The organism is Maricaulis sp. W15 (genome assembly GCF_001924955.1).
GTDB classification, from domain to species: Bacteria; Pseudomonadota; Alphaproteobacteria; order Caulobacterales; family Maricaulaceae; genus Maricaulis; species Maricaulis maris.
This window is the reverse complement of the sequence record NZ_LQXG01000017.1, coordinates 207,528-221,097: the sequence shown is the minus strand read 5'-3', so window position 1 is coordinate 221,097 and position 13,570 is coordinate 207,528. Positions and strand designations below refer to the sequence as shown.

Sequence of the window (13,570 nt, the reverse complement as noted above, 5' to 3'; positions counted from 1 at the left end):
GCTACCTCACATCCTTGAGATCATTGATGACGCGCGAACCGGCACCATCGGGGAAAATATCGGCAGCGCGGCGACGCGGCGTGCGGCGCTGGGCCAGGCTGTCGGCCTTACGATCGGCATTGCCGGTCACCAGACGCAGCTCGTCGGCCAGGGTCCGCGCCTCGCCGACGCGCTTTTCGAGCACTTCGGCGGACTGGGCCGTGGCGCGCTCGAGCGCACCGAGGCTGGCCCGGGCCCGATCGGTTGCCTCATTGAGGGCGATCACGGATTCGCGCACCCCGTCCTGGCCCTTCTTCAAGGCGTTCAGGCGGCGATCCACACGCCAGCACATGACCACAGCCACCACCAGCAGGGCAGCGACGAGACCTTCGAAAATCAGGGCAGCGAGCGTCATGCAAACCTCATCATTGCTTTTTTCGCACCCGGCGAGAGCGGTCCGCTCAGTCGCAGGGCAACATTATGTCCGATACGGCCCATGCGGCCGCGTGTCAGGGGAACCTGGCCGCAACGCAGCTCAACATCACTGGTCGGCGATGCGTCGAGATAGAGCGTGTCACCGACTTTCAAATTGGCCACCGTGCCCAGGGAGACGCGCTGTTCGTCGAGCACGGCCTGGACCTCCATCTTGGTCGACCAGAGTTCGGTCGCCAGGTGGCCTTCCCAGATATTATCACGTCCGAACTTTTCCCCCATGAACTGCTGGAGCAGCATTTTCCGGATTGGCTCCAGAGTCGCATAGGGCAGCAAGAGCTCGATTCGACCGCCGCGGTCTTCCATGTCGATCCGCAGCTTGACCAAGATGGCCGCATTGGCCGGACGGGCGATGGCCGCAAAGCGCGGGTTTGTCTCGACGCGCTCGAGGTCGAAATCGACATCGGTGAGCGGCTGGAAGGCCTGCTTCGCATCGCCAAGGACGACCTCGATCATGCGCTGCACCAGCATGCGCTCGATCGTCGTGTAGGGGCGCCCCTCGATCCGCATCGCGGACGTGCCGCGGCGACCGCCGAGCAGAACGTCGACGATGGAGTAGATCAGGTTGGAATCGACCGTCAGCAGGCCGTAATTGTCGAGCTGCTGGGCACGAAAGACAGCGAGGATGGCCGGCAGCGGGATCGAATTCAGGTAATCGCCGAAGCGGATCGACGAGATATTGTCGAGCGAGACCTCGACATTGTCCGAGGTGAAATTGCGCAGCGAGGTCGTCATCAGTCGCACCAGGCGGTCGAAGACGATCTCCAGCATGGGCAGGCGTTCATAGGAGACCAGGGCGGAATTGATGATGGCGCGGATACCGGACTTGTCCGCAGCGTCGTCATCAGAAAGCGAGAAGCCCAGCAGGCTGTCGATCTCATCCTGGTTGAGGATGCGCTCGGCGCCACCGCCGACCGTCGGCAGGTCCTGCTCGTCATCCTCGGCACCGACCATGGCCTCCCATTCGGACGCCAGGTCGAGGTCGTCTCCGTCCTCGGCCATGGCCTCCCATTCGGCCGCCAGTGCATCTTGGTCCATATCGTCAGACATGCGTGTGCTTTCCGTTGGTCGTCTCGGGCCTAGTCGACAATCATGAATTCCTGGATCCAGACCGCATCGATCTGGGCCGGCTCGATCGCCAGGTTGACCCGGCGCAGCAATTCCAGCTTCACACGATGCATGCCGGCCGATCCGTAGAGATCGTCTTCACGCAGCTCGCGCAGGAACATGATGAATTGATCCATGATCGGATCGACATGCTCTTCGAGAACCGGGCCGAGATCGTCGCGGCTGGACTCGAAGGTGATCTTCAACTGAACGATGACCGGGCGACCGGTCGAAGACCGGATATTGGTGGTGATGGTCTCTTCGGTGCCGTCACCCTCGCGCAGGTCATAATAATATACTTCTTCGGTGGCGTGGGCGTCAGCGGCCCCATGACCGTCTCCGGCCTCGCCGTGACCAGCGTCCGCATGCTGTTCTTCATCATCGCCACCACCGGCGAACATCATGAAACCGCCCACGCCCGCGAGCAGCAGGATGAGGACCGGCAAACCGATAAAAAGAACCAATTTCAATGGGTTCTTCTTCGGCTTCTCCTCGCCTTCGGTCTCTTCTTCGATGTCGTCGTTCTCGTCAGCCATTGCGTGGCTCCCATTCGGGGGAATCGTCTGACCCCATTAACGGTGAGCGCGGTTAACGTTTCGTAGTGATCGGGCGCGACCCGGCAACTTCTTCCCACCGCTGTGACGGTCTTTGCCGGAAAGGCTTGCCGGTCGATTTGACCCCTCCCCGTCAACCTCTTGTTTTCCATCAAAATTAACCTTGGCACGCCGCGTGCAGCTTGTCGGGCAACTGCCGCGCAATGACGACGGCGGACCCCCGGCTCCAGAAAGGAACCACCCGATGGACAACGCAATGATGATAGGCCTGTCGCGCCAGATGACCCTTCGCCGGTCAATGGACGTCGTGGCCAACAATATCGCCAACGCCAACACCGCCGGCTTCAAGGTTGAATCCCTGCTGCTGGAAAACCGCGCTGCGCCCACCGCCGAACATGCCGACGGACCGTCGGACATCCAGTTCGTGAATACGTGGGGCATGGCCCGTGATTTCCGCCAGGGTGAGCTCGCCTTCACCGGTCGTGAATTCGATCTCGCGATCGAGGGCGAAGGCTTTTTTGCCGTCGAAGCCAACGGCAATGAACAATATACCCGTGACGGTCGCTTCCGCCTCGATGGCGCCGGCCAGCTGGTCGCCTCCGATGGCGCGCCGGTGCTCGACGCCGACACGCGCGGCCCGATCCTGATCGACGCTTCTGCCGGTGACATCCAGGTCATTGATGGCGGCATGATCATGCAGAACGGCCAGCAGATCGGCCGGATCGGCGTGTTCGAGATCGCCAATCGTGCGGAAATGTCCAAGCAGGGCAATGGCCGCTACACGATTCCGGAAAGCGACGACCCCGCCGACGCCCCGCTGGCGATGCTCGAGCCGAGCATCAACCAGGGCTTTGTCGAACAGTCGAACGTCCAGTCGATCCTCGAACTTACCGACATGATGGCTGTCATGCGCAGCTATCAGTCGGTCTCGAAATTCCTTGAACAAGCAGAAGACCTGAACAAGCGCGCCATCGAGCGCCTTGGCCGGATCTGATCGGAGGAGAACGAATATGCGTGCTCTCACCACCGCCGCCACCGGCATGCAGGCTCAACAGCTCAATGTCGAAGTGATCTCGAACAACCTGGCCAACATGAACACCACCGGGTTCAAGCGCCAGCGGGCCGAGTTCCAGGATTTGCTCTACCAGAATGTCCAGCAGATGGGCATGGACTCATCCGACGCCGGCACCATCGTGCCGACCGGTGTCCAGGTCGGCCTGGGTGTCCAGACCGCCTCGATCTACCGCATCACCGAACAGGGCGCCCTGTCCAACACCGGCAACCCGTTCGACCTGGCGATTTCCGGCCATGGCTATTTCCGGGTCCAGATGCCGGACGGTTCGGACGGTTATACCCGCGCCGGCAACTTCTCGATCAGCCCCGAAGGTGAGCTGGTGACCACGGACGGCTACACCGTCGCGCCGGGCATCGCCATCCCGCAGGGTTCGCGCGAAATCGCGATCAATGCCCAGGGCCAGGTCCAGGCCCTGATCGACGGCCAGACCGACCCGCAGACGCTCGGCCAGCTCGAACTGGCAACCTTCTTCAACCAGGCCGGCCTTGAAGCCCGCGGTGACAACATCTTCCTGGAAACCGCCGCCTCCGGCGCCGCCAATACCGGCACGCCGGGTTCGCCGGGCTTCGGCACGATCCGCCAGGGTTTTGTCGAGACCTCGAACGTCAATTCGGTGTCCGAGATCACCGCCCTGATCCAGGCCCAGCGCGCCTATGAAATGAATGCCCGCGTCATCACCGCGTCTGACGAGATGATGGCCGCTTCCTCCAACCTTCGCTAACGGGAGAGATAGATGATCCGCACAAGCCTCATCGCCCTCGCCTGCCTCACCACGGCACCGTTGGCGACCTCGGCGGCCCTGGCATCCGAGCCGGTCGTGTTGCGCGAAACCATCCGCGTCGACAGCGCCCACATCACCCTGGGCGATCTGTTCGAGATCACCGGACCGCAGGCCGACATCGTCGTCGCCCGCGCCCCGGCCCCGGGCAGCCGCACCGCGCTGGACGTCAATTATGTCCGCCGCATCGCACTCGAGAATGATCTCGACTGGGCCAATGCCGCCGGCCTGCGCCGCCTGTCGATCGAACGCGCCAGCCGCGTCGTCACGGCCCAAACCCTGGCCGACATGCTGGAAGGCGAACTCTTCGCCTCGGAAGGTCGCGTCCACGACGTCCAGCTGTCGAACACGGCGATGTCCCTGCACGCCCCCCTCGACAGCGCCGGCGGGCCGGAAATCCACGATCTCTCCTTCGACAGTCGCTCCGGCATGCTGGCGGCCGAGATCGCGCCCTATCACGGCGCCCAGACCGTCCGCGTCACCGGGCGCGCCTATGCCACGATCGAACTGCCGGTTCTGGCCCGTCCGATCGCCGCCGGCCAGGAAATCACCGCCGGTGACATCACCTGGATCAGCCATCGTGCCGACCGCATCCGGCCCGACGCCATTCTCGACCCGTCCGAACTGGTCGGGCTGGAGACCCGTCGCGCCCTGCGTCCGAACGAGCCGGTGCGCGGCTACGACCTGCAGCGTCCGCTGATGGTCGAACGCGGTGACCTGGTCACCTTGATGTTTGAAGTCCCCGGCATCCAGCTGACCGTGCGCGCACGGGCGATGGAAAATGCCGCCGACGGCGAAGTCGCCCGCTTCGTCAACCTGCAATCGAACCGTACGATCGAGGCCCTTGTCGATGGTCCGGGCCGCGCCCGCGTCGGCGCCTCACCGGCCACCAGCTTCTGATCGAGGAGATCCCGTCATGATCCGCAAACTCGCCGCCCTCGTCATCGCCGCCGCTGCCCTGCAGGCCTGCGCGACCTCCGACCGCCTGTCCTATATCGGCCAGGCCCCGCCCATGACCCCGATCCAGAACCCGGCCGAGCTGGCCGGGACCGGACCGTCGCAACTTCCCATGCCGATGCCGCGCATGCCGCAGCAGCGCTATGCCCAGAACGCGACCGCCAACAACTCGCTGTGGAACGCCAATTCGCCGACCTTCTTCGGTGATCCGCGGGCCGACCAGGTCGGCGATATCGTCACCGTCAATATCGATATTTCCGACAGCGCCCAGCTGAACAACACGACGAACCGCTCGCGCAGTTCAGCCGAAGACAGCGATCTGACGAATTTCCTCGGGGCCGACCTGACCGGCTTCTTCAACGACAATATCGACCCGACCTCGCTGACCAGCCTCGGCTCGACCTCGTCACTGGCCGGCTCCGGCTCGGTCAACCGCACTGAAAGCATCTCGCTGACGGTTGCCGCCCTCGTCACCCAGGTCCTGCCGAACGGCAATCTGGTGATCGCCGGGCGTCAGGAAGTCCGCGTCAACAACGAGGTGCGCGAACTTCTCATCACCGGCATTGCGCGTCCGATGGACATCGGATCGGACAATACGATCGCCCACACGCAAATCGCCGAAGCCCGCATTTCCTACGGCGGCCGCGGACATCTCTCCGATGCCCAGCGCCCGCGCTACGGCCAGGAACTCTACGACATCCTGATGCCGTTCTAGGACACGAAACCCCGCCACCATCGGGATCAACTGGGCCGTTACGCCACGCGCGTGACGGCCCTCTTTTTTGTGTATGCGGGCGCTTGCCGGGCCGACGGCGACGGCTAATCTCAACGCCATGACCAGTTTCGCGCCTTCGCTTCGGACCAGCCCGGTCCGCCGCTTCACCCTCGCCTGCCTGGCCCTGCTGGCGCTGGCCTATGGGGCTGTGCTGATCCTGTCCGCCCCCGGCTGGCCGCAGATTGCAGGCCTGTGGCCGATCAGCATCGTCGGACTCGCCGGAGCGCTGGTCGCCAGCGCGACCGGAGTCGGGGGCGGCGTCGTCTTCGTGCCGGTCTTCTCGGTCCTGCGCGAGAGCGGCCTGCTCGACCTGGGACCGCTGCAAACCGTCGGGACGAGTTTCTCGATCCAGTGTTTCGGGATGGGCGTCGGCGCGCTGACCTGGCTCAACCGCTATTATCGTCCGGGCGTGCGCCCCGACGAGATCGCGCACCGGCCCGTGGTCGGGCGAGTCGTGGTGATGGCGCTCGCCACCGGCCTGCCGGCTCTGGTGGCGACCCAGTATCTGGCCGGCATGAATGGCGAGCTTGCCTTCCTGCTGTTCAAGCTTTTCTCGATTGGCTTGGGCTGTGCGCTGATCATCCAGCTCATCGTCCTGCGCAGCCCGCATGCCGAGCGCGAACGGCTGGAGCCGCTGGACCATGTCCTCATTTTGCTGATCGGACTGGCCGGCGGGGCAGCAACCGCCCTGTTTTCGGTCGGGATCGGGGAATTGCTGGCGCTGACCCTCTTCCTGCGCCGCTTCCCGGTCGACATTTGTGTCTCGACGGCGGTGATCGTCTCGGCGGTTTCAGTGTGGGTCGGCAGTCATTACCACTTCGAGGCGGGGCATCTGGACTGGGGTGTGCTGGTGTTTGCCGCGCCCGCCGTGGCGGCTGGCGGTTTCTTTGCCCGTCGCTTGGCCCATGCCCTCGGCGGGCTGCGCCTGAAGCTGATGACCGCGCTCTGGATCACCGGATCCGGCGCAGCACTGCTGGTGCTCTGACGGCCCGCACTATTCGTCGCGGTGGACGCGTTCCTTGCGCTCGTGGCGCTCCTGGGCTTCCAGGCTGAGCGTGGCGACCGGGCGGGCATCGAGACGGGCCAGCGAGATCGGCTCGCCGGTCTCGTCGCAATAGCCGTACTCGTCTTCTTCGATGCGGCGCAGGGCCTTGTCGATCTTGGAGATCAGCTTGCGTTGACGATCACGGGCCCGCAGCTCCAGCGACCGGTCGGTCTCCGTCGAGGCCCGATCCGCCAGGTCCGGCAGGGCGCCCATGTCTTCCTGGAGATTGGTGATCGTCGAGCGGCTCTCCCGGAGGATGTCGTCCTTCCAAGCCATGAGTTTCCGGCGGAAGTATTCTTTCTGCCGGTCATTCATGAACGGCTCGTCTTCCGACGGGAAATAATCCTTGGGTAATTCGATCGGTTCAGCTTGGCTCATCGCTTTCCACTCAACTCCACGCGGTACAGCGCTCTCCCCCAGAAAGCGGGCCGGAGAATATGCACCGAGCCGCCCAAGTCAATGTGGAGACGCTGTTGCCACACCATTTAGACGCAGCAAATAGCGAAAAAGCTTGAATGATTTGTGTCGAAGTGGCGAGTTTAGCTGAACTTGGCCAGCTCAACCGCAGCACGGGTCTCGACCTCATCGAGCGCCGCTTCAAGCCGCGCATCATTGGTGGCGTCGCGGCGCGTCTGCAAAAGGTCCATCAGGGCGATCAGCTTGGCCCGCGGAAGACCGCCTTCCAGCAGGGCGATTTTGAGCTCGTCGAGCATGTCCAGCATGTCAAAGGCGCGGTTGGTGGCCTGCTTGCGGGCCTGCGTGAAATCCTCCACGCCCTGCAGCGCCAGAATGGCATCGACCGACTGTACGGACGAGACCGAACTGGCCGTCATCGAACCCGCAGTCTTGGCCGGCGTGTCCAGCGAGAATCCTTCCCCGGAGGCGCGCGACGTGGTCTTGCGCTTGCCGGCTGAGACGGAGCTGGTTGAGCTGGGTCCGGAGACTTTCATGGCGGGAATCATTTCCTCGTGATGACGTGTCATGGATGCGACCGGGGCGCTTAACAGAAGCTTAACCCGGCACCCCGGATCGGCAAAAACTGCCGGTCCGGGATTGCAGGTGGCGGGATTTTCCGCCCCTGCGAGAGCCACCCTACTCGCCAAGCCATTGTTTTTCAGCGTTTTATTTTATTAACCAAATCCGGGAAACTGGCACGCCACTGGCAAGGTCATCCGCGAACACGTTCCGGAGACCGCAAAATGCGCCTGATCATCGCCCTTCTCGCCACCCTGTCCCTGGCCGCCCCCGCGCTGGCCTCTTCGCGTATCAAGGACATGGTCGATGTCGAGGATGTCCGCGACAACCATCTGGTCGGCTACGGTCTGGTGGTCGGTCTGGACGGGTCGGGCGACAGCCTGCGCAACTCCGCCTTCACCAACCAGTCGCTCAACGCGATGCTGGAACATTTCAACGTCAATACCCGCGATGCCAACCTGAACACGCGCAATGTCGCGGCCGTCATGGTGACCGCCTCATTGCCGGCCTTTTCTTCGCAGGGCAGCCGCATCGACGTTACGGTCTCGGCCATCGGTGACGCCTCCAGCCTGCAGGGCGGCGTCCTTGTTGCCACGCCGCTGTTCGACAGCCAGAGCCGCGCCTGGGCCGTCGCCCAAGGCTCGCTCGCGGTCGGCGGTTTTGAAGCGGCAGGCGACGGCGCCAGCATCACTCGCGGCGTGCCGACCTCGGGTCGGATCGCAAACGGGGCCCTGGTCGAGAACCCGTTCGAAGGCTCGGGCGTCGACCCCTGGGCCGAGCTGGCCAATCGCGCCAGCCTGCGCCTGTCCCTGCGCAATCCCGACTTCACCACCGCCCGCCGCATGGCCGACGCGATCAATGCCTATGTCGGACCGGGCGCCGCCCGCGCCACCAATCCGAGCACGGTCACCCTGTCGCGTCCCGGCCATTTCGACGGCGACATGATCGACCTGTTGGCCGAAGTCGAGCAGCTGCGTGTCGAGGCCGACATCCCGGCCCGCGTCATCATCGACGAGAACACCGGCACCATCGTGATGGGCGAAAATGTCCGCGTCTCCACCGTCGCTATCGCCCAAGGCAATCTGACCATCACCGTCACCGAAAACCCGGTCGCCAGCCAGCCCGCCCCCTTCTCGCAGGGCGAGACGGTGGTGCTGCCGCGCACCGATGTCTCGGTCACCGAGGACAATACCCGCCTGGGCGTGCTGGACGAGAGTGTCTCGCTGAGCCAGCTGGTTGATGGTCTCAACGCGATGGGCGTCAGCCCGCGCGACATGATCACCATCCTGCAGGCGATCAAGGCCGCCGGCGCCCTGCAGGCCGAGATCGAGGTCCTCTAGGATGGACAATTTCCTCGAACTCCAGCTCGCCAACGCCACCGGCACCGGCCGCGCCCAGGGCGCGCCGAATATCGGCGGTGCCCGCAACGAGACCGAAGCCCGCGCCATTGCCGAGGATTTCGAGAGCTTCTTCCTGTCGCAGATGATCGAACAGATGTTCTCGCAGGTCGGCGAGGAAAATCCGTTCGGCGGCGGTTCGGGCGAGCGCGCCTTCACCGGCCTGTTGCATGAAGAATACGCCAAGGTGATGGCGCAGTCCGGCGGGCTTGGCCTCGCCGACCGCCTGACATCAGAAATCCTGCGCTACCAGGAAACCGGGGAGATTTAGCGATGACCGAACTTGCTGCCGCCAGTCCTGCCGAACGGGCCGAGGGCCTGCTCAAGCTGACCACGCGCCTGACTGATCTGATCAATGAGGAGACGCGCCTGTTCAAGGACCGCCGTCCCCAGGATGCACTCGGCCTGCAGGACGAGAAATCGCAACTGGCCAATATCTACCGCGCCGAGGTCGCGCGGGCCCGCAAGGAACCGACCCGCTTTGCCGGCGCCCCGGCCCCGCTCAAGGCGGCGCTGCGCCAGGCGACCCAGAGCTTCCATGAATCGCTAGCCGAGAATGGCCGCATTGTCGGCGCCCTGAAGACGGTGACCGAAGGCGTGGTCAAGGCCATCGCCGACGAAGCCGCGCGCCAGCGCTCGACAGCGGGCGGCTATGGACCCGGCGCGGCCCAGCAAGCCGGTCGCGGCGGCAATTTTGCGATCGCGGTCAACCGCACAGCCTGACGCACAACGACAAACGCGTATTTACGAGGCGGCTTCCGGCTGGCATTCCAGCCACAAGGGAGCCGCCTCATGTCCATCTCGACACCCCGCACCGCCGACGACATCCCCGCCCGAACCGCCTATCGCGACTGGGCGGCTGTCTATGACAGCAATGACAACACGACCCGCGATCTCGACGCCGCCTGCCTGATCGCCGCCGACCTGCCGCTGGCCGGCGCGATCGTGATCGAGTTCGGGGCCGGCACCGGAAAGAACACGGCGCATCTGGCTCGGCACGCCGCCGGTGTGATCGCGATGGACCTGTCACCGGACATGTTGGCAAAGGCCCGCGAGCGTGGACTGGGTGCGCATGTCCGCTTTATCGAGCATGACATCACCCGGGAATGGCCGGTCGAACCCGGCACGGCGGATGTCGTGGTTGGCAATCTGGTTCTGGAGCATGTCCGCGAGCTTGGGCCTGTAATGGCGCAGGCTGCGCGGACCCTGCGTCCGGGCGGACGGCTGTACCTGTCTGAGCTTCACCCTTTCCGGCAGCTGCGCGGCAGCCAGGCGCGCTTCGACCGGGCCGATGGCAGCGAGGCAATGGTCGAGGCCTATTATCACGGAGTGTCGGATTACCTTGCCGCCGCGCTGGCAGCCGGCCTGTCACTTCGCAAGCTCGAAGAACCGGTCGAAGACGGCACCGCAATCAGCGCCGGAACACCGCCGCGCCTTCTCGTCCTGCAATTTGTGAAGACCACCTAGAAGTAGAGGCCACCGGAGCTGGAGCCGGAGTTCAGTCGGTCGAGCCCGGCCTGATAATTTGCCAGCTGGGAATTGTAATAGGCCGGAACCGTGCCGCCCGTCTTGCCCGCCTGCGGGCCATTCAGCAAATCCTTGAGCGCCGGGTCCATGGTCAGGTCGCGATAGGCGCGCTGGATCTTGGACAGGGCGTCCTGGATCGCTTCCATCGCCTTTTCAGCCGAGTCCATTTCTTTCAGCGACATGCTGCTCGGCAGGTCGAGCGCGAAAAGCGGCGGTGCGTCCGTCGTCTTGCTGTCCTTGTCGAGCAGTGAGCCCGTGTTGACGATGGCCCCCGGCTCGATCCCGAGTGACTCGAGCAAATCACGCCCTTCGCTACCGGCAAACAACTCGATCGTAGAGCCTTCAGCCGCCTTGATGCGCAGCATGTCGCCCTCGGTCGAGCGGCGCACATCGGCGGTGCCCTTGAGGACCAGCGTGGCGTTGATCTTGAAGGTCAGCGACCGCATCGTGTCATCGGCGTCGATGGTGATTTTCTTGCGGCGACCCCCATCCACCGAAATATAGAAGAAGTCGTCCTCGCGGGCCGAGCTGCGGTCGGTGACCACGCGGCTGTCTGAATAGGTCAGCGTCCCGGTCGGCAGGCCAAGCGCGTCGAGCACGCTGTCATCGGTGGTCGAGAGCGCAATACCCTTGGCATCGGCCAGGCCGCCGCGTCCGGAAATCTGGGTCGACCAGTCCAGCGCACCCGTGGTGCCGTCGAGCTGGGCGGCAAAGGCGTCGCGCTCGCCATTGAGCGTGTCGCCATTGATGCCGCCGAGCGTCTTGCCGGCGATATAGATTTTGCCGTTGTGGACCTGGATACCGGCCGCCGCGTCATCCTTGTCGGATCCGACAAAGGTCAGGAAGTCAGTGGTCGGCGTGCCGCCATCGGTCAGCTTCATCACGAAAGCGTCGCGCACGCCGCCGGCATGGGCCGAGACTGGTGCCGTCGGCGCGAAACTGCTGCCGGCCGCGCCGGTCACGTAAATCCCGCTGGCGTCAATCGCGAGACCACCGATACGGCCGTCAGCGAGATCGCCGAAATCCTGTTCCCAGATCGCTGCCGAGGTGTCGTCGGAGACGTCAAACTTGCGCAGGACGGCGCGGCCATCCTCCTCACTCGCGACCACCAGATTGCCGTCTTCCGCGATGGCAATCGCCGAGACGTTTTCCTCGCCGGTCGACCCGACGCGTCGGGTCCAAAGGGTCGTGCCACTGGCATCAATGGCGCGGATATAACCGTCCGTGCCGCCGCCTTCGTGGGCATCATCGCCAAAAGCGCTGGCCGACTTGCCGGCGACATAGACGGTGCCGTCATCGCCGATCGCGACAGTGCCGGCCTGGTCGTCCTTGGTGCCGCCGAAGCGCTGGTTCCATTGCTCGACGCCGCTGGCCGAATATTTCACGACAATACTGTCACTGCCGCCGATCTGGGTACTGTCACCGAGGCCGCCCTCGACCTTGCCGGCGACAACGACATTGCCGCTGCTGTCTGTCGCGATCGACAGGCCCTGGGCACTTTCGGCCGCGCCGAGCACACGGCTCCAGACGCGATTGCCGGTGGAATCATATTTGGCCAGCACCAGGTCCTGCTCGCCCTTGAGCGTCTGACCATCCGTCGAGGCCGTGGTGTGACCGACAACAAATATGCCGCCATCGTTCGAGGCGACTGTGGCGTGGATCTCGAGCGGATTGTCTTCCTGCTTGATCCGGGTCTCGCCTTCCTCACCGCCGACGACGGCAACTTCGGTCTCATTGGGATCGGCGCTGAAGCGGGTCGTATAGCCGGTCTGCGGATCGCCGCTGGCGAGGTCTGTCAGCTTGACCACCTGCCCGCCAGCGGTGTCATTGATGCCGGAGACACCGGCCATGTAGAGCGCCGGCTCGGCGGCCGAGGCCGAGAAGGAGACTGTCTCGGTCGAGACGCCTGCAATCAGAAACCCGTAATTATTGCCCGGCACGACACCGACATCATTCTCCTGACCGATCTTGGTGCGTTCGAAGCGCGTGATGACACCGGCGGCTTCGAGCTGGGTGTTGATGTGGTCGGAGATGTTGTCGAGATTGCGCGTCGTCGCGCCCATGTCGGCCAGATCGATATTGATCGTCTGGGTGACGCCGCTCTTCTTCACCGAGATGGAGAACTGCACGTCACCGGTCAGGCTGGCGACCTCGGCATCGAAATCGCCGCTGTGGATGGTGTCGGTCTTGTATTGCGACGTGCCACGCGCGATCGCGACCTGGCTTTCGACCTTGGTCAACTCCTCACCCTTCAGAAGGGTCAGCCCTTCCAGGTCCATTTCGTCAAAGAAGCTGTCGAACTGGGCGAGGCCGGACTGGAAGCTCTTGTTGAGGAAGTCGCGGCGGCTGTCGGTGGTGGTCTTTTCCTTGGCCTCTTCGGCCAGCGACGCCAAGCGCTTGAGGCCCTGATGCAGGGAGAACAGTTGCTTGTGGTCGTCGGGCGCATCGAGACCGGAGAATTCGCGGTCGGGGTCGTTGAAGAAGACGCCATTGGCGAGAACCTTGCGGCTCATCTCCTCCAGCGTCATCAGGTTCGGCGACCCGACCTCCCACGGTGCCGGGGCCGTCGGGGCCTGGTTACGGCTGGATGCACCCGCCGACGACAAGGCCGTCGACGAGGCAAGCGAGGCGTTGATACGGGAGTTGTACCACCCCGTCAGAACGCTCATGTCCAACCCGATCACGCTCACGGCGAGAATCCTTTTTTCCTGATTGCCGAGATTGGACGCAAAACACAAAGAAAGTGTTGCGAGACAAGGTAAACCGATTGCCGACAAGTCGATCCAATCAGCCTTTCCAGGCCCACTGCTCAGCCCGCGAAAAACCTGCTAGTCTGGGCCGCGTCGTAACGGGCCTAACTGACCGTTAACCTTGGCGGCGCAGCGTCGGTCACTGGATACGAATCGCGA

The 13,570-nt window shown here is 63.8% G+C and carries 15 protein-coding genes; 9 read left to right on the top strand and 6 right to left on the bottom strand.

Going from position 1 to position 13,570, the window contains the following annotated elements:
- Position 1: 1 nt before the first annotated feature.
- From AWH62_RS10755 to AWH62_RS10745, 3 genes are read right to left on the bottom strand one after another with little or no spacing between them, the layout of a single operon-like run.
- Positions 2-394, bottom strand: a complete 393-nt coding sequence (locus AWH62_RS10755) for a DUF6468 domain-containing protein (RefSeq protein WP_075190483.1) — start codon at positions 392-394, stop codon at positions 2-4.
- The gene (gene fliM / locus AWH62_RS10750; RefSeq protein WP_075190482.1) at positions 391-1,521 is read right to left on the bottom strand and encodes a flagellar motor switch protein FliM; all 1,131 of its coding nucleotides are present in this window, start codon (positions 1,519-1,521) and stop codon (positions 391-393) included. Before fliM ends, AWH62_RS10755 begins: the two co-directional genes overlap by 4 nt.
- A 29-nt stretch (positions 1,522-1,550) precedes the next feature.
- Complete coding sequence (locus AWH62_RS10745) at positions 1,551-2,114, bottom strand: flagellar basal body-associated FliL family protein (RefSeq protein WP_075190481.1); 564 nt, start codon at positions 2,112-2,114, stop codon at positions 1,551-1,553.
- A gap of 262 nt (positions 2,115-2,376) precedes the next feature.
- On the opposite strand from AWH62_RS10745, the gene AWH62_RS10740 reads away from it, so the two are divergent.
- The 5 genes from AWH62_RS10740 (at position 2,377) to AWH62_RS10720 (ending at position 6,702) form a co-directional block, all read left to right on the top strand.
- Positions 2,377-3,126, top strand: a complete 750-nt coding sequence (locus AWH62_RS10740) for a flagellar hook-basal body complex protein (protein ID WP_075190480.1) — start codon at positions 2,377-2,379, stop codon at positions 3,124-3,126.
- 16 nt (positions 3,127-3,142) lie between these two features.
- A complete protein-coding gene (gene flgG, locus AWH62_RS10735; protein ID WP_075190479.1) occupies positions 3,143-3,928 on the top strand; it encodes a flagellar basal-body rod protein FlgG in 786 nt (261 codons plus the stop codon).
- A 12-nt stretch (positions 3,929-3,940) separates the two neighbouring features.
- Positions 3,941-4,885, top strand: coding sequence for a flagellar basal body P-ring formation chaperone FlgA (flgA, locus tag AWH62_RS10730; protein ID WP_075190478.1), 945 nt, complete (start codon positions 3,941-3,943; stop codon positions 4,883-4,885).
- 16 nt (positions 4,886-4,901) lie between these two features.
- Positions 4,902-5,657, top strand: coding sequence for a flagellar basal body L-ring protein FlgH (gene flgH, locus AWH62_RS10725; RefSeq protein WP_075190477.1), 756 nt, complete (start codon positions 4,902-4,904; stop codon positions 5,655-5,657).
- Between the two features lie 118 nt (positions 5,658-5,775).
- Positions 5,776-6,702, top strand: coding sequence for a sulfite exporter TauE/SafE family protein (locus AWH62_RS10720; RefSeq protein WP_158025616.1), 927 nt, complete (start codon positions 5,776-5,778; stop codon positions 6,700-6,702).
- 9 nt (positions 6,703-6,711) lie between these two features.
- Here the strand turns inward: AWH62_RS10720 and dksA are convergent, their stop codons facing one another.
- A complete protein-coding gene (dksA, locus tag AWH62_RS10715) occupies positions 6,712-7,140 on the bottom strand; it encodes an RNA polymerase-binding protein DksA (protein ID WP_075190475.1) in 429 nt (142 codons plus the stop codon).
- 161 nt (positions 7,141-7,301) lie between these two features.
- Positions 7,302-7,745: a flagellar assembly protein FliX gene (locus AWH62_RS10710; protein WP_233128305.1), complete on the bottom strand. Its 444-nt coding sequence runs from the start codon at positions 7,743-7,745 to the stop codon at positions 7,302-7,304.
- Between the two features lie 216 nt (positions 7,746-7,961).
- Between AWH62_RS10710 and AWH62_RS10705 the strand changes: the two genes are divergently transcribed.
- From AWH62_RS10705 to AWH62_RS10690, 4 genes are all read left to right on the top strand, one after another.
- Positions 7,962-9,077, top strand: a complete 1,116-nt coding sequence (locus AWH62_RS10705; RefSeq protein WP_143743015.1) for a flagellar basal body P-ring protein FlgI — start codon at positions 7,962-7,964, stop codon at positions 9,075-9,077.
- A gap of 1 nt (position 9,078) precedes the next feature.
- Positions 9,079-9,405 (top strand): rod-binding protein, encoded by a 327-nt coding sequence (locus AWH62_RS10700; RefSeq protein WP_075190474.1) that lies wholly within the window; start codon positions 9,079-9,081, stop codon positions 9,403-9,405.
- 2 nt (positions 9,406-9,407) lie between these two features.
- Positions 9,408-9,857 (top strand): flagellar basal-body protein FlbY, encoded by a 450-nt coding sequence (locus AWH62_RS10695; RefSeq protein ID WP_075190473.1) that lies wholly within the window; start codon positions 9,408-9,410, stop codon positions 9,855-9,857.
- A gap of 69 nt (positions 9,858-9,926) precedes the next feature.
- A complete protein-coding gene (locus AWH62_RS10690; protein ID WP_075190472.1) occupies positions 9,927-10,601 on the top strand; it encodes a bifunctional 2-polyprenyl-6-hydroxyphenol methylase/3-demethylubiquinol 3-O-methyltransferase UbiG in 675 nt (224 codons plus the stop codon).
- Here the strand turns inward: AWH62_RS10690 and AWH62_RS10685 are convergent.
- Entirely contained in the window at positions 10,598-13,330 is a 2,733-nt protein-coding gene (locus AWH62_RS10685) for a hypothetical protein (protein ID WP_233128304.1), read from the bottom strand. The genes AWH62_RS10690 and AWH62_RS10685 overlap by 4 nt on opposite strands.
- Positions 13,331-13,570 lie beyond the last annotated feature (240 nt).

Coding starts and splice junctions, on each gene's coding strand:
- flgG (WP_075190479.1), top strand. CDS start 3,143: ATGCGTGCTCTCACCACCGCCGCCACCGGCATGCAGGCTCAACAGCTC.
- AWH62_RS10685 (WP_233128304.1), bottom strand. CDS start 13,330: ATGAGCGTTCTGACGGGGTGGTACAACTCCCGTATCAACGCCTCGCTT.
- AWH62_RS10690 (WP_075190472.1), top strand. CDS start 9,927: ATGTCCATCTCGACACCCCGCACCGCCGACGACATCCCCGCCCGAACC.
- AWH62_RS10740 (WP_075190480.1), top strand. CDS start 2,377: ATGGACAACGCAATGATGATAGGCCTGTCGCGCCAGATGACCCTTCGC.
- fliM (WP_075190482.1), bottom strand. CDS start 1,521: ATGTCTGACGATATGGACCAAGATGCACTGGCGGCCGAATGGGAGGCC.
- AWH62_RS10710 (WP_233128305.1), bottom strand. CDS start 7,745: ATGACACGTCATCACGAGGAAATGATTCCCGCCATGAAAGTCTCCGGA.
- AWH62_RS10695 (WP_075190473.1), top strand. CDS start 9,408: ATGACCGAACTTGCTGCCGCCAGTCCTGCCGAACGGGCCGAGGGCCTG.
- dksA (WP_075190475.1), bottom strand. CDS start 7,140: ATGAGCCAAGCTGAACCGATCGAATTACCCAAGGATTATTTCCCGTCG.
- AWH62_RS10755 (WP_075190483.1), bottom strand. CDS start 394: ATGACGCTCGCTGCCCTGATTTTCGAAGGTCTCGTCGCTGCCCTGCTG.
- AWH62_RS10745 (WP_075190481.1), bottom strand. CDS start 2,114: ATGGCTGACGAGAACGACGACATCGAAGAAGAGACCGAAGGCGAGGAG.
- flgH (WP_075190477.1), top strand. CDS start 4,902: ATGATCCGCAAACTCGCCGCCCTCGTCATCGCCGCCGCTGCCCTGCAG.
- flgA (WP_075190478.1), top strand. CDS start 3,941: ATGATCCGCACAAGCCTCATCGCCCTCGCCTGCCTCACCACGGCACCG.
- AWH62_RS10720 (WP_158025616.1), top strand. CDS start 5,776: ATGACCAGTTTCGCGCCTTCGCTTCGGACCAGCCCGGTCCGCCGCTTC.
- AWH62_RS10700 (WP_075190474.1), top strand. CDS start 9,079: ATGGACAATTTCCTCGAACTCCAGCTCGCCAACGCCACCGGCACCGGC.
- AWH62_RS10705 (WP_143743015.1), top strand. CDS start 7,962: ATGCGCCTGATCATCGCCCTTCTCGCCACCCTGTCCCTGGCCGCCCCC.